The sequence below is a fragment of the Flavobacterium nitrogenifigens genome, from assembly GCF_003254565.1.
GTDB classification, from domain to species: Bacteria; Bacteroidota; Bacteroidia; order Flavobacteriales; family Flavobacteriaceae; genus Flavobacterium; species Flavobacterium nitrogenifigens.
On the sequence record NZ_QJRI01000175.1, the window covers coordinates 178758 to 198209 of the forward strand.

Genomic DNA, 19452 nt, shown 5'->3' on the forward strand with positions numbered 1-19452 from the left:
AAAATCAGAGCGTTTAAATGTATTATTTTGTTATTGTTTGTTTTCTATCTGGTCCAACCGATACAATTTTGATTGGCACTTCGATTTCTTTTTCAATAAACTCAATATATTCTTTTAGCTCAATTGGCAATTGATCGTAAGATGTTAGTCCAGTTAAATCTTGTTTCCATCCTTTAAACTCTTTGTAAACCGGAGTAACGTTTTCTGGTTCGATGTTGTAAGGGAAGTGAGAAATGTTTTGTCCTTTGTAGTTGTATTCAGTACAAACTTTTAAAGTTTCGAAACCAGAAAGAACGTCACCTTTCATCATCATTAACTGAGTAACTCCGTTAACTTGAACCGCATATTTTAAAGCAACAAGGTCTAACCATCCGCAACGTCTTTGTCTTCCTGTTACAGAACCAAATTCGTTACCCACTTTTGCCATTGTAGCACCAACTTCGTCAAAAAGTTCAGTTGGGAAAGGTCCGCTACCTACACGTGTAACGTAAGCTTTGAAAATTCCGTAAACCTCTTTGATTTTGTTAGGAGCAATTCCTAAACCTGTACAAGCTCCAGCAGCAGTAGTGTTTGATGAAGTTACGAAAGGATAAGTTCCGAAATCAACATCTAATAAAGATCCTTGAGCGCCTTCACAAAGAATAGATTTACCTGCTTTTTGAGCTTGGTGCATATATTCTTCACTGTCAATGAAATCTAATTTCTTTAATTCTTCAATAGCCTCGAAGAATTCTTTTTCAAGTTCAGCTAAGTTGTATTGGATATTAACATCGTAGAAAGCAATCATAGCTTCGTGCTTGTCAGCCAAAGCTCTGTAACGCTCTTTAAAATCTTCTAATTCGATGTCTCCAACACGTAAACCATTTCTACCTGTTTTGTCCATGTAAGTTGGTCCAATTCCTTTAAGAGTAGAACCAATTTTAGCTTTACCTTTAGAAGCTTCAGAAGCTGCGTCAAGTAAACGGTGAGTAGGTAAAATTAAATGTGCTTTTCTTGAAATGATCAATTTGCTTTTGATATCAAGGTTGAATTTTTCTAAACCTTCAATTTCTTTTTGGAAAACTACAGGATCAATTACAACTCCATTTCCGATGATGTTTACTGAATTTTTGTGAAAAATTCCAGAAGGAATCGTTCTAAGTACGTGTTTAATTCCGTCAAATTCTAATGTATGTCCTGCATTTGGTCCTCCTTGAAAACGTGCAATAATATCGTAATTTGAGGTAAGTACGTCAACAATTTTTCCTTTACCTTCATCTCCCCATTGTAATCCTAGTAATAAATCTACGGTCATTCTGTTTTAATTTGCGTTGGGACAATCTAAGTCGTCCTACTGATTATGTAGTTAATTTTCTTTTTTTTATTTTTTGAAAAAGTCTAATTGAATAGACTATGAATTTGAATTTTGCTTTTTGTTTCCGTAGAAATAAAGCGAATGATTAGTGATTTCAATATCAAAAATTTCTTCGATAGTCTTTTTGATAGTTTGAATTCTTGGATCACAAAATTCAATTACTTCTCCCGAATCCGTCATAATGATGTGATCATGCTGTTTATCAAAATATGATTTTTCGTAGTAAGCCTGATTTTGTCCAAATTGATGTTTTCTAACCAAAGCGCAGTCCAACAATAACTCGATCGTGTTGTATAAAGTAGCTCTACTCACACGATAGTTCTTGTTTTTCATTTTGATGTATAGATTTTCTATGTCAAAATGTTCCTCGCTATCGTAAATTTCCTGAAGTATAGCATAACGCTCAGGAGTTTTGCGATGCCCTTTTTGTTCAAGATATAGTGTAAAAACATTTTTTACAATTTCTTGATTCTTAGTGTTGTCAGTTGAAATAAGTGTCATATCCGGCAAAGATAATTTTTTATTTTTAATGAATAAAAGTTTCGGGTTTAAAGTTTCGTTACAAAATTCTTATAGTTTCCCTAAAAAGTTAGGTTCTGTACTCTCTAGTAACCTTATCGACCCCGTCAATTTTCTTAATTGCGCTAATCATTTTTTTCAAAATCGTATTGTTTTTCACAATTACAGCAACTTGTCCATGGAAAATTCCAGCATCGGTACTCAGCGAAATACTTTGAATATTTACGCTCATGTTGTTTGAAATTACTTTTGTCAATTGGTTGGTAAGCCCTAAAACATCCATTCCGGTGATATTAATAATGGCTTTAAATTCTTCTTGAGAAGAATCAATCCATTTGGCACTCATGATTCTGTAAGCATAATTAGACTGCATTCCAATAGCGTTTGGACAATCTTTTTTATGCACTTTTATTCCTTCATTAATGGTAACAAAACCAAAAACATCGTCACCAGGAATTGGGTTACAGCATTGCGAAAGCTTATAATCTAACTTGTCATGTTCAGTTCCAAAAACCAGCATGTCATAATTGCTGCTGATGACTGGTTTGTGAATATCCTCGTCTGCAGTATCTTTCGTTCGTTTAATTTTATTTTTGAAGAAATTGATAAACGAATTGCTTTTCTGCGCCGCATAATCTTTTAACTGCTGATTTTCGATCGCACCAATTCCGACTCTATAAAATAAATCTAAACTGGTTTTTAATTTGAAGAAATTAACCAACTCGTTTGTTACTTGTTCGTTGAACGTAACTTTTAAATGTTTTAATTTTCTAACAAGTAATTCTTTTCCTTCTTCAGCAATTTTTTTAGTGTTCTCGTTAAGAACGTTTTTAATTTTATTTTTAGCTCTCGAAGTCGTTACGTATTCTAACCAGTTTACAGTTGGTTTCTGGTTTGGAGAAGTAATTACTTCAACTTGATCACCGCTTTTTAGTTCGTAATTCAGCGGAACCAAACGTCCATTTACACGAGTTCCTCGAGTTTTAATTCCAATTTCTGAGTGAATGCTAAATGCAAAATCTAATGAAGTCGCGCCTTTTGGAAGTGATTTTATTTCTCCTTTTGGCGTAAAGACGAAGATTTCTTTAGAATATAAATTCATTTTGAAATCTTCCACAAAATCAACCGCATTGGTTTCTGGATTCTCCAAAGCTTCGCGAAGAAGATTTAGCCAAGTATCCAGACCGCTTTCTTCTGTCGCGCCGTTTTTATATTTGTAATGCGCTGCGTAACCTTTTTCGGCAATTTCATCCATACGTTCGCTTCGAACCTGAACTTCGACCCAGCGTCCTTTTGGGCCCATTACGGTAATGTGAAGGGCTTCATAACCAGTTGATTTTGGAGATGAAATCCAGTCACGCAAACGGCTCGGGCTCGGTCTGTAATGATCTGTTACGATGGAATATATTTTCCAAGCAATAAATTTTTCTTCGTGCGCATCAGCTTTATATACAATTCGAAGCGCGAACTTGTCATAAACTTCATCAAAGGTTACGTTTTGAGCGCGCATTTTTCGACGAATAGAATAAATTGATTTTGGACGACCCTTAATAATATAATCTACACCTTCATTGTCTAAAGATTTTTTTAAAACATCCGAAATATCTTTGATATAGGCGTCTTGCTCTTCTTTAGTTTCACGAATCTTACTTACGATATCCTCATAAACTGCCGGTTCGGTATATTTTAGTCCTAAATCCTCAAGTTTGGTTTTAATGTTGTAAAGTCCCAAACGGTGGGCTAGAGGAGCATAAATGTATAAAGTTTCAGATGCGATTTTGGTCTGTTTGTATTCCGCCATCGAATCCATGGTTTGCATGTTGTGAAGACGATCGGCTAGTTTAATTAAAATCACACGTACATCATCATTCAGCGTCAGAATCATTTTTCTGAAATTCTCTGCCTGCATTGAGGCATTTAAATCTTTTTGAACTAATGAGATTTTAGTAAGACCCTCAACTAGCTGCGCCACTTTCGGGTTAAATAAACGCTCAATGTCTTCTACAGTCATTGGTGTATCTTCGACAACATCGTGCATTAAAGCCGCAGCGATAGAGGTCGCGCCCAGACCAATTTCTGAGGCAACAATTTTTGCAACTGCAATAGGATGAAAGATATAAGCTTCGCCAGATTTACGTCTCTGATCTTTGTGAGCATCAACGGCAACATCAAAAGCTTTTCTAATTAATTTCTTGTCAGTAGGGCTCAAAGTTTGGTAACTTATTCGAAGTAATTCCTTGTATTCCTGCGCAATAGCTTTGTTTTCTTTTTCTATATCTATTTCTGTCATAACGGCATAGTTCAAGTACTAAAAATAAGAATTAGTTTGAACATATACAAGATTTTAGATTGTTGATTTTAGGGTGCAGATTTTGGATTTTTGCATGTAGGAATAAGACTTCGACTCCGCTCAGCCTGACATTGAAGAAGTTGTTTTTTTAAATTAAAAATTGAAGATTAAAAATTAAAAGTTGAAGACTTTTAATTTGAACCTCAGAACCTCAGAACCTTTGTAACTTTGCCTCTAAATTTAAAACCCTCTTTGTCTTTTTGCTTCAAAAATTAAAATGGCAGCTGCGACAGAAACATTCATACTGTCAATTTCTCCTTGCATTGGGATAATGATGTTTTGAGTTGCTTCATCTCGCCATTGTTGGGTTAAGCCAGTAGCTTCTGTGCCTACGACTAAAGCGGTTGGAGTAGTAAAATTTTGTGTATGATATGAGGTCGAATTTTGTAAAGTAGCGCTGTAGAAATTGATCTTTTTTTCTTTCAAAAAAGCAATAATTTCTTCGGATGTTCCAGTTGCGATTTGATTGGTAAAAAGGCATCCAACACTAGAACGTACAATATTCGGATTGTACAAATCGCTTTTTGGATTGGCGATTAAAACTGCGTCTAGATTTGCTGCATCTGCAGTGCGTAAAACAGCACCGATATTTCCTGGTTTTTCTAAAGATTCTACCACTAAAATCAACGGATTGTCAGATAATTTTAAATCAGATAATTTTAAAGATTTCGTTTTGGCAACAGCTAGAATTCCTTCTGTAGTATCGCGATACGCCAGTTTTTGGTAAACTTCTTTGTTGATTTCGATAATCTGAAACGGATTTTGAATCAGTTTATTGATTTCTGATTCTGAAACTAATTCTGGTAAGAATAAAACCGTTTCGATTTCGTAACCGCCTTTTATGGCTAATGAAATTTCGCGTTGTCCTTCAATCAAAAACGTTCCGGTTTGTTTTCTGGCTTTGGCTTTTTCTTGAAGTAAAACCAAAGATTTGATAAACGGATTTTGAACTGAAGTAATTTGTTTCATTTTTTTTTAAGCGACTAAGATTCTAAGGTGCTAAGGTACTGAGTTTTTTTCTTCCTGCAAGGTTTTTAAATCCTTGTAGGTTTGAAACGATATTTCTTTCGCCACGAATTCCACGAATTTTCACTAATTTCTTTTGACTAAATTATAATTCGTGAAAATTCGTGGAATTCGTGGCTAAAAAAAACTATTTCTCAAAAACTTCTTTAATCTCAGTTTCTACCGGATGATCGGTTTTGAAATCATATCCCATTATTTTTGCTAATGTTTGAGCAAATTGTTTTTGATAAAATTGAGAATTTGTCTTGATTTCACCTTTTGGAGTAATTTCCGGTCCCATTGCGGCAAACCAAATCTCTGAAGCTCCTGGAACATCAGAACCGTGATCTGTCCATTGCGCTTTTACTTTGTCTCCACGTCCGTGATCGACAGTTATGAAAAGCGTTGTTTTGTTTTTGTATTGTGGATCATTTTGAACAAAATTCCATATTTCCTGAATCCATTTATCAACTTGATTGGCAGCGTCCAAATACGAACGATATTGCGCATGATGTGCCCATTCGTCAGTTTCTCCATAAGCGATATAAAGTACTTTTGGCTTTTTATTTTTTAGTTCATCCATTGCCTGATAATGCGTAAAAACATCTAGACATTCATCCATGTGAAATGGTTTATATGAGTTGTCACGCATCTCATTTAATAAGTGCTGAGCTGCTGTTGGTTTATTTCCGCCTACTTTATCAAATGCTGAAATTACTGGGAAACCGCTTCTTTCTTCATTTAAAATTCTATCGAAAGCATCCCACGCGCCAAAAGCGGCAACTTTTCCTTTGAATTTAGACTGCTGATTTAAAAATTCCAAAACATTTACATTCGGATTGGCTTTGTAACCGTTTGAGTTGACTTTTACATCTACATTTCCAGTCATGATTTCGCTATAGCCAGGATAACTAAACCAATACGGATTGGCAACATCGACTTTGTTTCCTAAATCTCGGTTCCCGTAAATCTGACCTTTTGAAGCAATTTCAGACCAAAAAAATGGCATTAGTTTTTTACGAGCTTCTTTGACGTCAGCATTGCTATATTTTTTATAAATGTAAGCACTATCCCCCTGATTGAATTTTTTATCATTGGCAATTGCAGGATCAATTCCTTTAAAAACTTCTTGCCATCTAAAGCCATCAGTAGTAATGATAATGATGTTTTCTGTTTTTTGCGCTTGAGATTGAATGCCTAATAAAACGAACAGAATTAGAATTGTTTTTTTCATTGCAGATAAATTTGAAATACGATTCAAAACTAAGTAATTTAATAAAACGATTTTTACTCGATGACAGAATGTAACTATAAATTAATAATAGATAAAAAAGCTTGTAAAAGATTTATTTCGTTGGCTTAGCCCAAAACAAATTCGGATTATTTGTCTTGTAGCTTATAGTTTTTACATTTGTTTTAGTATTCGTGGACTCTGTTTTTTGTGGAGTTTGTTCAATTCCGTCTAATGGCAAAAGTTCAACATATGCGATTTCTTTTCCATCTTTCACGGTTTCAGTGTCATATTCACTGTAAACAGGAGTTTTTAGTCGGTATAAATTTTTAGCCATATAAGTTTCCAGATAGTATTCTTTAGTCTGCGTGGCTTTGTTATTCCAATTTGCTTCGGGATTTAAAATTAATGTTTTGCCGTTAATCAATCTTTCTCTTACTTCTTGAATTCCAAGTAATTCTCCTTTCTCATTCATAACATAAGCATCGAAAGTAGGATCAATCCAGATCCATTTTTTAAATTCGTTGCTGTAAACCATGTTAATTACGTGACAATCGTCAAAATCAGTTTCTTTTGGCATACAAGTAATATATCTAGATTTTATGCCCATAGCTAAATAACATTCATTAAGAATTGTTGCCATCATTCTACAATTAAGACCGCGATTTTCGGTTTTGCATATTTTTATTAAATCGATTGCATTTTTTAGAGCTGGATTATAGCTGCTTCCATCATGTCTAATTATTCTATGCACCCAATGAAGTAAATTGAGAATTTGAGAAGTTTCACTTCCAGTTCCAGCAATTGAATCCAATTTTAAATCTTTTCTGATTTTCATTAAATTTGGATTCTCCATTGACTGATAAGTAAATTCAGGAATAAATCTATTGTCTGAATAATTGTACTTAGCTGCTTTTTTTAGTATTTCTAAGCGAGATGTAGCCGCTTTATACTTAATTTGTGTATAGGCTTTTACAGAATCATTAAGTAAAATCACAAAATCAAATTGTGTATTTTTTTTAATTTTTACTGAGATAGAATCTTTATCAGTAATAAAAGTGACTTTTTTTCCTAATGATGATGTTTCGTATACATCTGGATTTAGTTGAGGAGAAATATTCCAAGATTGTTTTTTGTATGTTTTACCATCTCTAATATCAAGTTTTTTTGATATTGCTTTTATGGTTGGAATATTTTGCTGGCTTGTAGCTAATTGCGCAAAAAAGATAAAAAATAGGAGAAGAGTGATTTTTGATTTCATTATTTTGATTTTTGATTGAGAATAGTATTTTGATCGAAATGCAACAAACTTGAAGATGAATAAGTTATAAAATCCCTCTCGACTTAATCTCCAAATATTTATTAATCGCGTCAAGCGTAAGATTTTCTGGCTGCGTTAAAACAGAATGAATTCCGTATTTCTTCAATTCATTTACAATTAAACGTTTTTCAAACATGAATTTTTCGGCAATTACTTTGTCATAAACTTCCTGAATTGTAGTTGTTTTTTTATTGATAATACCGTTTAGTTCTGTATTGCTAAAGAAAACCACCACCAGCAAATGGCTTTTGGCAATTCCTTTTAAATAAGGCAATTGACGATTTAAACCGTCCATAGTTTCAAAATTAGTGTACAGAATTATTAAGCTTCTCTGATTGATATTTTTTTTAATGTCAACATACAATCTGCTATAATCACTTTCGAAGAAATCGGTTTTTACATTGTATAAAGTTTCAAGAATTTTCTGCATCTGCGACCCTCTTCTTTCAGCAAAAACTCTGTTTTCTACTTTTTTAGAAAAAGAAAAAAGTCCTGCTTTATCTTGTTTTTTCAGAATTACATTGGATAAAACCAAAGCGGAATTAATTGCATAATCTAATAAACTTAGTCCGTCAAAAGGCATTTGCATAACACGCCCTTTATCAATTGCCATGTAAACAGATTGCGATTTTTCGTCCTGAAACTGATTGACCATCAGCGAATTTCTTTTGGCAGTTGCTTTCCAGTTTAAAGTTCGTAAATCGTCGCCCTGAACATATTCTTTAATCTGCTCAAATTCCATTGTATGGCCAATTCGGCGTATTTTTTTAATTCCGTATTGAAATAAATTATTCGAAAAAGCAATCAAATCGTATTTTCTAAGCTGAATATAAGACGGATAGGTAGGAACCATTTGATCTTTGTCAAAAGTAAATCTTCTAGAAATCAATCTTAATGGCGAAGAAACATAGATGTTTAAAGAACCAAAATGATATTCTCCACGTTCTGTTGGACGAAGATCATAGCCAATTTCTTTTTGTGTTGCCGCTTTTATTGTTTTTACGATTTTGAAATCGCGAACTTGAAATTGAAATGGAATCTCGTCAATAATTTTAACCGAAACTGGAAAAGTATAATGGTTTTTTAAATTAATCTTTATCGGATTTAAATCTCCGTTTGATAATTTTTCGGGTGTAATTCTTTCAGCTTCAAGACCTGTTCTTGTTAAATACAAAAGCAGAATATCAAGGCCTAAAAAAGTAATTAAACCTAAAACCAGCAACCAAACTGCATGATACATATTCGGAAAAATAAAAGCGCAGATAAACAATCCTATAATGCCAATGAGCACATAGAAAAAGAAATTGTTCAGATATAGACTTTTTATGAATTTCAAGTTTTCTCGGTTTTATGTTTTTCTAATAAATTTTGGTGAACTCATTAAAATCAAAGCCTTCTAAAGAAGCTATTTTCCAAGTTCCGTTTTCTTTGATGGTTTTCACTTTGTATTTAAAATCGCCTTTCCACGACCAAGTCCAATCAAAAGAAGCTTTGTCGTTTTCAATCTTCAAGTGATTAATCGTCATTGTTTTCCAAAAATTTTCTGGATTGTCTTGGCAATTGCACCACGGATTAGAATCACTTCCAAAAGGAGGTAATTCTCCTTCAAACCATTCAATCTTTTTTGTTTTAAGATTAGAATCTATTCGTAAAGCAATTTTATTGTAATTGTCTAAAAACTGCTGCGAAAAGAAATTGGTCTTCTTCAGTTCTTCCAGTCTTTTTTTATGTGAGTTTAAATCTAGGCCAATGTATTTGTCTCCTTTTTTGTTTGCGAGAGGATTGAAATCATTGTTGCTATTTTTAGTTTCTACCCATTCGTAAAGTTTCTTCACTAAAGTTTCAATTTCCTGTTTGTCATTTTTGAAATAAAAAGAATCTTTTTTGTCTTTTAAAAAAGCAGCATTTGATGACTGAAAAGCAATCAACAATAATAATGAGAATAATATAAGAAGTTTAGACGGTTTCAATTTTTTATAGTTTTTATTGTTTGCTTCGCCAATTCGGCTAAAGCCTTGTGTCAAGTTTCAAGTTTCAGGTTTCAACTTTACTCTTCTTTGTTAGGTTGAGCGGATTTGAAGCCTTTTATGTTTTCCACCATTAACAATTTATCATTAACAATTCACAATTAATAGCTACCTCGGGATTTCGACTGTTTCGATAATTTGTTTAATAATTTCCGAGCTTGTAAGACCTTCCATTTCGCGTTCTGGCGCTACAATAACTCGGTGCTGTAACACTGGAATCGCAGCTTCTTTAATATCTTCTGGCGTTACGAAATCGCGTCCGCGGATTGCGGCAAAACCTTTCGAAGCATTCAAAATAGCGATTGAAGCACGAGGCGAAGCACCTAAATATAAAAAGGCATTTTCGCGTGTGTTTACCACAATTCTAGCAATGTATTCTAATAAGTTTTGTTCAACCCTAATTTGTTTTACCAAACCTTGATATTCTTTGATTTCTTCAGCAGAAAGAATAGTTTTAATAGCATCTAGTTTTCCATGATCCTGTAATGAATGTTCTCTCTGAATAATTAAAATCTCTTCATTCAATTTTGGATAATCGATTGTGATTTTAAAAAGGAAACGGTCCAATTGCGCTTCTGGCAAGCGATAAGTTCCTTCTTGTTCAACAGGGTTTTGGGTAGCAATTACTAAAAATGGCGCTTCCAATTGATAAGCAGAACCGTCAATTGTAATTTGGCGTTCTTCCATTACTTCAAAAAGTGCAGCCTGTGTTTTTGCTGGAGCACGGTTAATCTCATCGATTAAAATCAGGTTAGAAAAGATTGGCCCTTTTTTGAATTCGAATTCTGAGTTTTTTAGATTAAAAATAGAAGTTCCCAAAATATCAGAAGGCATTAAATCGGGCGTAAACTGAATTCTGCTGAAACCGATATTTAAAGTTTTAGCTAATAATTTTGCTGTAATTGTTTTGGCAACTCCAGGAACACCTTCTAAAAGTACGTGACCGTTTGACAAAATAGCAACCAAAAGCTGATCTACCATTTTGTGCTGTCCTACGATTACCGTTTCAATCTCTTTTTTGATCGTGTTTACGTGATCTAAAAGAGGTCCTAAATTAATTCTCGTTTCAAAATTCACATTTTCATTTGTGATTTCGCTAGATGTTGTATTGATATCGTCCATAAATTGGTATGTATTTTTTATTTTTTTGCCACAGATTAAAGGATTAAAATGATTTTATTGAAAAAATAATCTGTGGTAATCCTTTAATCTGTTGTTAAATAAATTAATGTAAAATCTTTTCTATTGCTGTGTTTATTTTAATCAAATCTTCTTCAAGACTTCCGTGATAACTGTTTCGGTGGTCATTAATTAACTGAACTACATCGCGAATATCTTTTTCATCTTTTCCTGTTTTATAATGTAATTTGGTTATAAAATCGTCATCGAGTTTGCTGGTGTCAAGCAAATAATCGGTTCTAATTTTTTCTAAAAAGTAAATAATCTTTTTATCAATTATATTGGTATGATCACCTTCCTGATAATATAAATTTCCAATCGTTTTGGTAAAATCAACAGTTAGATTCTGCAATGGTTTTATGATTGGCACGACTCGCTGTTTGCGTTTTGCATTAAAAATCATAAAAATAAGAATTCCAAGTAAGCCTAAATACCAAGCCGATTTTAAAGCGGGCTGACTCCAAATATAACGCATCGGAGAGCTTGAAATTCGTTTATCGTTAAAAGTTTTGTTGTACCAGAAAATATTTCCTTTCGGGATATAAGAAAGAACGTTTTCAGCATACTGATAATAATCTTTTTTGAGCAGATTGTAATTGGTAAAAGCCACTGGCTGCGTGTGCAGATAGAGATGGCCATTTTTGTATGGAACTTCAATAAAATTGACTTGTTTTTCGTTCTTACGGTTCATTTGATATCCCAGAACTTTTGTGTTTAAAGTATCTATTTTAGAAAAATAATCGCTTAATCCGGTATTAAAAGTATATTTTTTTGCGCTTACTTTTTTGTTTGCCATCCAAACCGAAATGCTGTCGTTGGGCATAAAATCGGTTTTCAGTTCGATTTTTAAAGAATCTAACAGCGCTTTTGGAAATACTTTCATACTTAAAAAAGCATTGTTTCCATGAGAAACAAAGTATAGAATTTCTCTCATTGATCCTTCGTCAATATTATCGACTTCAGAAATGTTCATGAAAGAGCCTTTAATTTTATATTTTTCTACATTTTCTCTAGAGTCATATTGAGAGTCCAGATATTCATAAGGAGTCTGCGTAGAAATTCTTTCTATTTTCTGCTTAAAAATGCCATCAGCTTCTTGGTCAAAAACGTATAATCCGAAAGGGATTTTATCTTCAACAGAATACGTTGGAGTCCAATCAATAGGTTTTGGTTGTCCTTTGTCTACTAGTAATGTTATTCCGAAAATTAAAACCAGAATAGCAATGTATATTTTAACTTTATTATCCATTACCAAAGGTTTTTAATGCTTTTTTAAATCTATTTTCAGTCTTTCTGAATGTTGAATCGTCAATTTCAAATTCACCATACCAAATATAATTGTATAGATAAGAAAGATAAGTAAACTCTTCTTTGTGAGCAGGATTATGCAATTCATACAAATAATCGGAATTGGTTTTTTCGATATCCCATTCAATATAATGATGCTGTGCCATTACTTTCAAGAGCCATAAATAATAATATCGCACGGCAATTCTTTTTTCGCCAGCTTCTACACTTTCTTTAATAAGTTTTTCAAAATCTAAAAGGTGGATATTTTTCTCGGCATCGGAATAAAACAAAGCTCTTTTGTCGGCATTCTTTCCAAAAATCCATCTTCCTTCTCGTTTGATTAACGCCTTGACGATAAAATAAATCAAGGTAATAACCACTAGAATAGCTATTATTCTAAATAAAAAAGAAACAAAATCAAGAGACGTTTTTACGCTGCTAAAATTAAATAAGTTGGCAATTTGTCTAGCGAGCCAATGCTTAAAATGATCCCACCAGTTTTTTTCGGGTTCTTTGTATTCGTAAACAAAGTCCTTATCGGTATATTTTTTCTTGAAATCTTTTTCAAAATGTCTGGCTTCTACAGCTCCAGAATCTACCTTGATATCTTTTTCCGTGTACTTAATACTAGCAATTTTTGGAGGATCTTCTTCAACAAGAGTATCTTGGGCGCATAATGGGCTCAGACAGAAAAGAAAATATAAAATAATAACAAACTTATTCATTTGTAGTATCTCCGATTAAATCAATTGATTTAGATTCTTGTTTGTCTCCTGACTCTAAACTATAATAAATCATTCCCTGGTTCACTATAATGATGTTGTTGAAAATGTTGCCAAGAATAATTAGCACAATTACGACAATCGTTATAAAACCGATCAACAAAGGTGAGGGTTCTATAGAGTTTGTGTGGTCTGAAGCAGAATTTCCAATTAAATAGGCCAAAGCGATAAACATACCCACAAAGTATAAACACATTGTTATGGCAAACTGAACAAACTGCATTATCATCATAATAATAAAGGTTGTTCCAATTGTATTCCAAAAATCTACTTTTAATAAATAGTAGGCATGTCTTAGAGATTCAAAAAAACGTTTTTCTTCCGTCAGATAACTGTAAAAATGAAGGTTTAAAAAGGTAAACAATGCCGGCAGTGCAATCATAAGCAACGGAATCCCGATAATAATGAAGCACAGAAAAAACAAGATGATCAGTGCAATTAATAAAATCGGAAAAACTAAAAATAAATATCCTATGCTAAACTTTATTAATTTAAAAAGAACTTTAAAAAAGCTTGCCGAGACATCATTCACTTCAAAATCTTCTTTGCCAGCGCCGATCATTTTTAAATATAAAACTGGATAGGCATAATTAAACAATGAAATAATAAAGAATAAAAGAATGCAGATAAACATAAGTGCCACTACTAATCCTTCATTATGATTGAAATATTCAAGGAGATCATTTTTTAATTGATTGTTTTCAAGACCAGAATTTTGAATATGTTCAAAATTAACTTTAAGGAGTGTATAAATTACTATTGCAAAAAGAAGTAAAAATGCTCCATTTGTAATAAAAAAAATCTTGAAAAAGTTTTTTCCGTAATTTTTGAAAAAAGTAAAAGTATCGCCTAGATTATCACCTAATTGTCTTTTTCTGTAAAGCTCGAACATTATAAATGAGTTGGTTTTGAAGTTATTTTTTTGTGTACAATAAAAGGGTAAATCAAGTAGTAAAACGAAATTATTGCAAGCGTAAATAAGATAATGAAACTACTTAGCCAATTGGGCATATCGATAGAATATCGTGTGATAAAACCTTCTAAAAATCCTGCGCTTATGGTAAACGGAAAAGTGCTTAAGAATATTTTAAAACTGTTTTTGAAACCAATTTTAAAAGAATTTAATCTTGAAAAAGTTTTAGGAAATAGGATAGAAGCTCCTAAAATAAAACCCGCTGTAGTTTCAATAACAATGGCAAAAATCTCCATAGAACCGTGAATCCAGATGCCTCGCACGCTTTTCCAGAAAACGCCTTGCTCATAGAAAAAATATTGAAAAGAACCCAGCATAATACAGTTTTGAAGAAAAACATTAAAAGTTCCGATTCCTGCAAAGATTCCGTAGAAATAACATCTGGCGCCTACAAAAAGATTATTGACCGTGATGCCTATAAAACTTCCCCAATTGCTGCCCGAACCATACACGGCCATCGGATTGCCTTTTTTGATGTTTTCTAAAGTCATATTTACATAATCATCTCCTAAAATGAGGCGTACAAAATCACGGTCATAACGAGCAGAAAGAACTCCGATAGAAACGGTAACAAAAAATAAGGCAAATGCATAAACCAAATACCTTCTGTATTCGTAAACCAACAAAGGAACTTCGATCTTAAAGAAATCTACAAGTCGATTCTGATCGGTACGTTTGGTTTTGTAAATTTTTTGATAAATCTGAGAGGCAAGATGATTGAGATACACAACCGTTTTACTTTTAGGGTAATACGTTTGAGCATACGACAAATCATTCATCATTTGAATGTACAAATTAGCTAATTCATCAGGATTTTTTTTAGCTTTACCAAAAATTGCCAGCTCAAACTCGAGCCATTTTTCTCTGTTTTGTTTTATAAAGGCGATTTCTCTCATTGTAGGCTAAAATATGAAATATGTCAGAATTATCTATTAATACGACACAAAATGTCAAAATAAATTTTATCGCTGCTTCTGTAGGCGAAAGGCTAGGTGCTTTTTTTATAGATCTGTTTATTATAATCTGCTATATAACAGCGCTTTCGATAATACTTTTTGACTGGCTGCAGCTCGATAGATTGATGGTCAATTTGGATGGCTGGTCACGCGGTGCGATTTTTTTATTATTGTATTCGCCAGTTATAGTGTATTCGCTGGTTTTAGAAAGTGTCTTTGAAGGGCAGTCACTTGGCAAAAAATTACTGAAAATTAAAGTGGTAAAAATTGACGGCTATCAAGCGGGTTTTGGAGACTATTTAATTCGCTGGTTTTTTAGAGTAATTGATTTTTTTAGTTTTGTCGGACTTCCGGGACTTATTGCTGTTATTACAAGCCAGAAATCGCAGCGATTAGGCGACATGGCAGCAGGCACTGCAGTGATTACTTTAAAGAATAAAATCAACATTAGCCATACTATTTTGGAAGACATTGGTGAAGCTTATGTGCCTACATATCCTCTGGTGATTAAGCTTTCAGACAATGATATGCGTATTATTAAAGAAACCTATCAAAAAGCAGCCGCTAAAAACGACCATGAGGTTATTTACAAACTGGTTGCAAAAATTGAAAGCGTAACAGGAATTAAAAATCAATCTGGAAACAATGGCGATTTTATCCGCGTAATTTTAAAAGATTATAATTTCTATACGCAAAATATGTAATTTTTTTCTTTGAAGAATTGTTTGATTTTTCTAATTTTTGCTGATTATTTTTTTAAATTTCTTTGTAAATTTATATATACATAATTAATTCATAAAATTTCCAATCCAATGAAAATTACTAAGCCATTTTTGTACTTATTAGTATTGTTGTCTGCTTTTGTGAGTTTTGCCCAAAGCGGAAAAAAATTAGATAAAATTATAAAAAGAGATTACCAGATAATTGAATGTACGGTTCTAAAAATGTCTGATAAAACAGTAGAATATTCACTTCCTGGTGAGACGGTTCAAATCTCGCTAGACGTTTCGCAGATTGCTAGAATTGATTTTGCAAGCGGAAGATCTCAAACCTTTGATGTTTCTTCGAGCACAAGCGCTCCAGTTCAGAATGACTCTCAAAATGTAGCAAGTGCAGATATGAAGCACAATACAATAGCGGTATTGCCAGTTCCTTATGTAAATGCCGATAATCAGCAAGGTTCTGAAGATATGGCAAAATTTGCTCAAAATGATTTGTACAACAAATTGTTAGATAAATCTTCTAACATTTTTCCGCTGACAGTTCAGGATTTAAGAACCACAAATAGTTTATTGCATAAAGCAGGAATTGACCACAATAACATTGACGAAACGCCAATAGAAGATCTTGAAAAAATACTGGGAGTTGATAATATTGTGGCCGCAAAGGTTTCATACACAATTGGAACAGGTTCTACAGCGACGACTTACAACAGCGGAAATGCGAAAGTGAGCAATAATAACAAAAAAGTAACTACAAACGACATTTCTACAACAACAGCAAACAATCAGACGTATTACTACTATACGGTTTATTTTGATATGTATAAAAACACTGATAAGATTTACTCACAAACTCGTAAACCTTTGTTGGCTGTAAAAGACGGTTGGATGGATTCTATTTCTTATTTATTAAAAAGAAGTCCGATTTACGTGAAAAAATAAGGAATGTTTTATGAGCGAGAGTTGTTAAGATTATTCGTCACAACTTTGTAACTTTGACCCTTTGCATCTTTGTAACTCAAAAAAAATGTTTCACTTACTTGATATTATTGGGACAATGGCGTTTGCAATGTCAGGCGCCTTGACCGCAATGCACAAAAAACTAGATCCGTTTGGGGTTTTTATCATTGCATTTGTAACTGCCGTTGGAGGCGGAACACTTCGCGATGTCTTGATCGGAAGAACTCCTGTTGGCTGGATGCGCGACATGCAATATGTGTATGTGATCATTTTAGGATTTTTTCTAGCAATCCTTTTCAGAAAAAGATTCGATAAACTTCGAACCTCGTTGTTTCTATTTGATACAATTGGGCTTGGAGTTTTTACTTTAATAGGTCTTGAACGCGGACTTATAACGGGTCTGCATCCTGCAATTTGTATAGCATTGGGAACAATGACAGCTTGTTTTGGAGGTGTAATTCGCGATATTTTATGCAACGAAATTCCAAATGTATTTCGAGAAGAAATCTATGCAACGATTTGTATTTTGGGAGGAATTGTTTTTTTTGGATTAAGAAAGCTAAATTTAAACGACGATATTTTATATTTAGTTACTTCTCTTGTGATTATTGTGGTTAGATTAATGGCGGTTAAATATAAATGGCATTTAAAAGCATTTGATCATAAATAGATATGGAATATACTATAAGAAAGTACTCTCAAGATGATTATTCAATCTGGAATGATTTTGTGGCCCATTCTAAAAATGCTACATTTTTATTTCATCGCGATTTTATGGAATACCACAAAGATCGTTTTGAAGATTTTTCGCTTTTAGTTTTTGAAGATGAAAAATTGCGCGCCATTCTTCCTGCCAATAAAAAAGAAAATACGGTTTATTCGCATCAAGGACTTACTTATGGCGGATTGATTTATTTGTCAAAAATAAAAGCATCAAAAGTTGAATCCATTATGGATAAGGTTTTGCTTTTTTTGAAAGAAAATCAAGTAGATGCTTTTTATTATAAACCTATTCCAGATTTTTATTTTTCTGAAGGAAACAAAGAAATTGACTTTTTTTTATTGAAAAGAGGAGCAGTTTTAGAACGAAAAGAAATGAATCCAGCGGTTAATCTGACGGTTCCTCTAAAAATTTCTAAAAGTAAAATGAAGCATTTTAGAAGAATTGAAAATTTAGATTTGGATATTTTTGAAGAGGAAAATTTTGATCCTTTTTGGGAAAAAATTCTAGAGCCGAGATTAGCAGAAAAGTTTAATGTAAAACCAGTCCACTCCAAAGAAGAAATTACGTTTTTGAGATCTAAATTTCCGAAAAATATCAGACAATATTCTGCTTATAGAAATGATGAAATTATAGCTGGAATAACGATTTTTGAAACCAAAAATGTTGTAAAATCACAATACGGTGCCACTTCAAAAACAGGAGAAGAATTTAGAGCACTAGATTTTTTATTCATTAATCTGATTCATAAATACAAACGAAAAGGGAAGCATTTTTTTGATATGGGAATTGTGGGTGAAGAAAATGAATTAGGCTATAACCAAGGGCTTTTAGCGCAGAAAGAAGAATTAGGCTGTACTGTTTATAATCAGGATTTTTATAAAATAGAAATAAAGTGATACCGTTTTTAGACCTAAAAAAAATTAACAAACCGTATGAAACCGCTTTTCAGGAAAAACTGAAATTGGTTTTAGAAAACGGTTGGTATATTTTAGGAAAAGAATTGGAAACATTTGAAAAAGCTTTTGCCGAATATTGTCAATCAAAATATTGTATTGGAGTCGGAAATGGTTTTGATGCATTGGTCCTTATTTTTAAAGGCTATATCGAACTCGGAAAACTCAAAAAAGGCGATGAGGTTATTGTTCCTGCAAACACCTATATTGCTAGTATTTTAGCCATTTTACAAGCCGATTTAGTTCCGGTTTTAGTTGAGCCAAGATTAGAAACCTATAATATAAATCCAGAATTAATTCCCGAAAAAATCACATCAAAAACAAAAGCCATTTTAGCGGTTCATTTGTATGGACAATTAGCCGAAATGGATAAAATAAGTGAAATTGCGAATAATAACAATCTTTTAATAATTGAAGATGCGGCGCAATCTCACGGAGCAAAAATAAATAAATCCCAAAATAAAAATTCCAAATTCCAGAATTACGGTGTCACTCTGAGCGGAGTTGAAGAGTCGCAAAGTGCTTCTGCATTTAGTTTTTACCCAGGAAAAAATTTAGGCTGTCTTGGCGATGGAGGAGCGATTACAACAAATGACGAACAATTGGCAAAAGTCCTTTTCTCGCTTCGTAATTATGGTTCTGAAAAAAAATATCACAACGAATATATTGGCGTAAATTCAAGACTTGACGAATTGCAGGCTGGATTTTTGAATCTAAAATTGCCAAATCTCGATTCTGATAATGAAAAGCGAAGAGCGGTTGCAAAACGTTATTTGTCTGAAATTAAAAACAGTAAAATTGTATTGCCATTTTGGGATTTCTCCAATAATCACGTTTTTCATTTGTTTGTAGTTCGAGCAGAAAATAGAGAAAAGCTACAAGAGTATTTAGCTCAAAACAACATCCAAACGGTAATTCATTACCCAATTCCTCCGCATCAGCAAAAAGCTTTTTCGCAATGGAATAATTTGTCGTTTCCGATAACCGAAAAGATTCATAATGAGGTTTTAAGTCTGCCAATGAGTCCAGTTTTGACAGGATCTGAAGTGGATTACATTATTGAAATTTTAAATCAATACTAATTTGAATTTTTATAGAAAAATAAT

18 protein-coding genes are annotated in these 19452 nt (G+C 33.0%); 5 read left to right on the forward strand and 13 right to left on the reverse strand.

What is annotated here, in order from left to right:
- Nucleotides 1-22: 22 nt before the first annotated feature.
- The 13 genes from DM397_RS12875 to DM397_RS12935 all read right to left on the reverse strand — a co-directional run bounded on the left by DM397_RS12875 (nt 23) and on the right by DM397_RS12935 (nt 14927).
- On the reverse strand, nt 23-1294 hold the full coding sequence (locus DM397_RS12875; RefSeq protein ID WP_111377922.1) for an adenylosuccinate synthase: 1272 nt from the start codon (nt 1292-1294) through the stop codon (nt 23-25).
- A gap of 96 nt (nt 1295-1390) precedes the next feature.
- The gene (locus DM397_RS12880) at nt 1391-1855 is read right to left on the reverse strand and encodes a Fur family transcriptional regulator (protein WP_008462215.1); all 465 of its coding nucleotides are present in this window, start codon (nt 1853-1855) and stop codon (nt 1391-1393) included.
- A gap of 88 nt (nt 1856-1943) precedes the next feature.
- Entirely contained in the window at nt 1944-4163 is a 2220-nt protein-coding gene (locus DM397_RS12885) for a RelA/SpoT family protein (RefSeq protein ID WP_111377923.1), read from the reverse strand.
- Nucleotides 4164-4403: 240 nt separating this feature from the next.
- Nucleotides 4404-5192, reverse strand: a complete 789-nt coding sequence (locus DM397_RS12890) for a TrmH family RNA methyltransferase (RefSeq protein WP_111377924.1) — start codon at nt 5190-5192, stop codon at nt 4404-4406.
- A gap of 184 nt (nt 5193-5376) precedes the next feature.
- Nucleotides 5377-6462: an alkaline phosphatase family protein gene (locus DM397_RS12895; RefSeq protein ID WP_111377925.1), complete on the reverse strand. Its 1086-nt coding sequence runs from the start codon at nt 6460-6462 to the stop codon at nt 5377-5379.
- Between the two features lie 112 nt (nt 6463-6574).
- Nucleotides 6575-7720 (reverse strand): transglutaminase-like domain-containing protein, encoded by a 1146-nt coding sequence (locus DM397_RS12900; protein WP_111377926.1) that lies wholly within the window; start codon nt 7718-7720, stop codon nt 6575-6577.
- Nucleotides 7721-7784: 64 nt separating this feature from the next.
- Complete coding sequence (locus tag DM397_RS12905; RefSeq protein ID WP_111377927.1) at nt 7785-9116, reverse strand: DUF58 domain-containing protein; 1332 nt, start codon at nt 9114-9116, stop codon at nt 7785-7787.
- A 22-nt stretch (nt 9117-9138) separates the two neighbouring features.
- Entirely contained in the window at nt 9139-9804 is a 666-nt protein-coding gene (locus tag DM397_RS12910; protein WP_239457849.1) for a hypothetical protein, read from the reverse strand.
- Between the two features lie 111 nt (nt 9805-9915).
- Nucleotides 9916-10929, reverse strand: coding sequence for an AAA family ATPase (locus tag DM397_RS12915; RefSeq protein WP_111377928.1), 1014 nt, complete (start codon nt 10927-10929; stop codon nt 9916-9918).
- A gap of 103 nt (nt 10930-11032) precedes the next feature.
- Nucleotides 11033-12235, reverse strand: coding sequence for a DUF4350 domain-containing protein (locus DM397_RS12920; protein WP_111377929.1), 1203 nt, complete (start codon nt 12233-12235; stop codon nt 11033-11035).
- On the reverse strand, nt 12228-13001 hold the full coding sequence (locus tag DM397_RS12925; RefSeq protein WP_111377930.1) for a DUF4129 domain-containing protein: 774 nt from the start codon (nt 12999-13001) through the stop codon (nt 12228-12230). The genes DM397_RS12920 and DM397_RS12925 overlap by 8 nt, the downstream gene beginning before the upstream one ends.
- The gene (locus DM397_RS12930) at nt 12994-13950 is read right to left on the reverse strand and encodes a hypothetical protein (protein ID WP_111377931.1); all 957 of its coding nucleotides are present in this window, start codon (nt 13948-13950) and stop codon (nt 12994-12996) included. Before DM397_RS12930 ends, DM397_RS12925 begins: the two co-directional genes overlap by 8 nt.
- Complete coding sequence (locus DM397_RS12935; protein ID WP_111377932.1) at nt 13950-14927, reverse strand: stage II sporulation protein M; 978 nt, start codon at nt 14925-14927, stop codon at nt 13950-13952. Before DM397_RS12935 ends, DM397_RS12930 begins: the two co-directional genes overlap by 1 nt.
- 20 nt (nt 14928-14947) lie before the next feature.
- On the opposite strand from DM397_RS12935, the gene DM397_RS12940 reads away from it, so the two are divergent.
- From DM397_RS12940 to DM397_RS12960, 5 genes are all read left to right on the forward strand, one after another.
- The gene (locus DM397_RS12940; RefSeq protein WP_111377933.1) at nt 14948-15691 is read left to right on the forward strand and encodes an RDD family protein; all 744 of its coding nucleotides are present in this window, start codon (nt 14948-14950) and stop codon (nt 15689-15691) included.
- 108 nt (nt 15692-15799) lie between these two features.
- Nucleotides 15800-16651, forward strand: a complete 852-nt coding sequence (locus DM397_RS12945; RefSeq protein ID WP_111377934.1) for a hypothetical protein — start codon at nt 15800-15802, stop codon at nt 16649-16651.
- A gap of 85 nt (nt 16652-16736) precedes the next feature.
- The gene (locus DM397_RS12950) at nt 16737-17339 is read left to right on the forward strand and encodes a trimeric intracellular cation channel family protein (protein ID WP_111377935.1); all 603 of its coding nucleotides are present in this window, start codon (nt 16737-16739) and stop codon (nt 17337-17339) included.
- A 2-nt stretch (nt 17340-17341) separates the two neighbouring features.
- A complete protein-coding gene (locus tag DM397_RS12955; RefSeq protein ID WP_111377936.1) occupies nt 17342-18289 on the forward strand; it encodes a FemAB family protein in 948 nt (315 codons plus the stop codon).
- Nucleotides 18286-19428: a DegT/DnrJ/EryC1/StrS family aminotransferase gene (locus tag DM397_RS12960; RefSeq protein ID WP_111377937.1), complete on the forward strand. Its 1143-nt coding sequence runs from the start codon at nt 18286-18288 to the stop codon at nt 19426-19428. The genes DM397_RS12955 and DM397_RS12960 overlap by 4 nt, the downstream gene beginning before the upstream one ends.
- Nucleotides 19429-19452: the final 24 nt, after the last annotated feature.

Coding starts and splice junctions, on each gene's coding strand:
- DM397_RS12875 (WP_111377922.1), bottom strand. CDS start 1,294: ATGACCGTAGATTTATTACTAGGATTACAATGGGGAGATGAAGGTAAA.
- DM397_RS12880 (WP_008462215.1), bottom strand. CDS start 1,855: ATGACACTTATTTCAACTGACAACACTAAGAATCAAGAAATTGTAAAA.
- DM397_RS12885 (WP_111377923.1), bottom strand. CDS start 4,163: ATGACAGAAATAGATATAGAAAAAGAAAACAAAGCTATTGCGCAGGAA.
- DM397_RS12890 (WP_111377924.1), bottom strand. CDS start 5,192: ATGAAACAAATTACTTCAGTTCAAAATCCGTTTATCAAATCTTTGGTT.
- DM397_RS12895 (WP_111377925.1), bottom strand. CDS start 6,462: ATGAAAAAAACAATTCTAATTCTGTTCGTTTTATTAGGCATTCAATCT.
- DM397_RS12900 (WP_111377926.1), bottom strand. CDS start 7,720: ATGAAATCAAAAATCACTCTTCTCCTATTTTTTATCTTTTTTGCGCAA.
- DM397_RS12915 (WP_111377928.1), bottom strand. CDS start 10,929: ATGGACGATATCAATACAACATCTAGCGAAATCACAAATGAAAATGTG.
- DM397_RS12920 (WP_111377929.1), bottom strand. CDS start 12,235: ATGGATAATAAAGTTAAAATATACATTGCTATTCTGGTTTTAATTTTC.
- DM397_RS12925 (WP_111377930.1), bottom strand. CDS start 13,001: ATGAATAAGTTTGTTATTATTTTATATTTTCTTTTCTGTCTGAGCCCA.
- DM397_RS12930 (WP_111377931.1), bottom strand. CDS start 13,950: ATGTTCGAGCTTTACAGAAAAAGACAATTAGGTGATAATCTAGGCGAT.
- DM397_RS12935 (WP_111377932.1), bottom strand. CDS start 14,927: ATGAGAGAAATCGCCTTTATAAAACAAAACAGAGAAAAATGGCTCGAG.
- DM397_RS12940 (WP_111377933.1), top strand. CDS start 14,948: ATGTCAGAATTATCTATTAATACGACACAAAATGTCAAAATAAATTTT.
- DM397_RS12945 (WP_111377934.1), top strand. CDS start 15,800: ATGAAAATTACTAAGCCATTTTTGTACTTATTAGTATTGTTGTCTGCT.
- DM397_RS12950 (WP_111377935.1), top strand. CDS start 16,737: ATGTTTCACTTACTTGATATTATTGGGACAATGGCGTTTGCAATGTCA.
- DM397_RS12955 (WP_111377936.1), top strand. CDS start 17,342: ATGGAATATACTATAAGAAAGTACTCTCAAGATGATTATTCAATCTGG.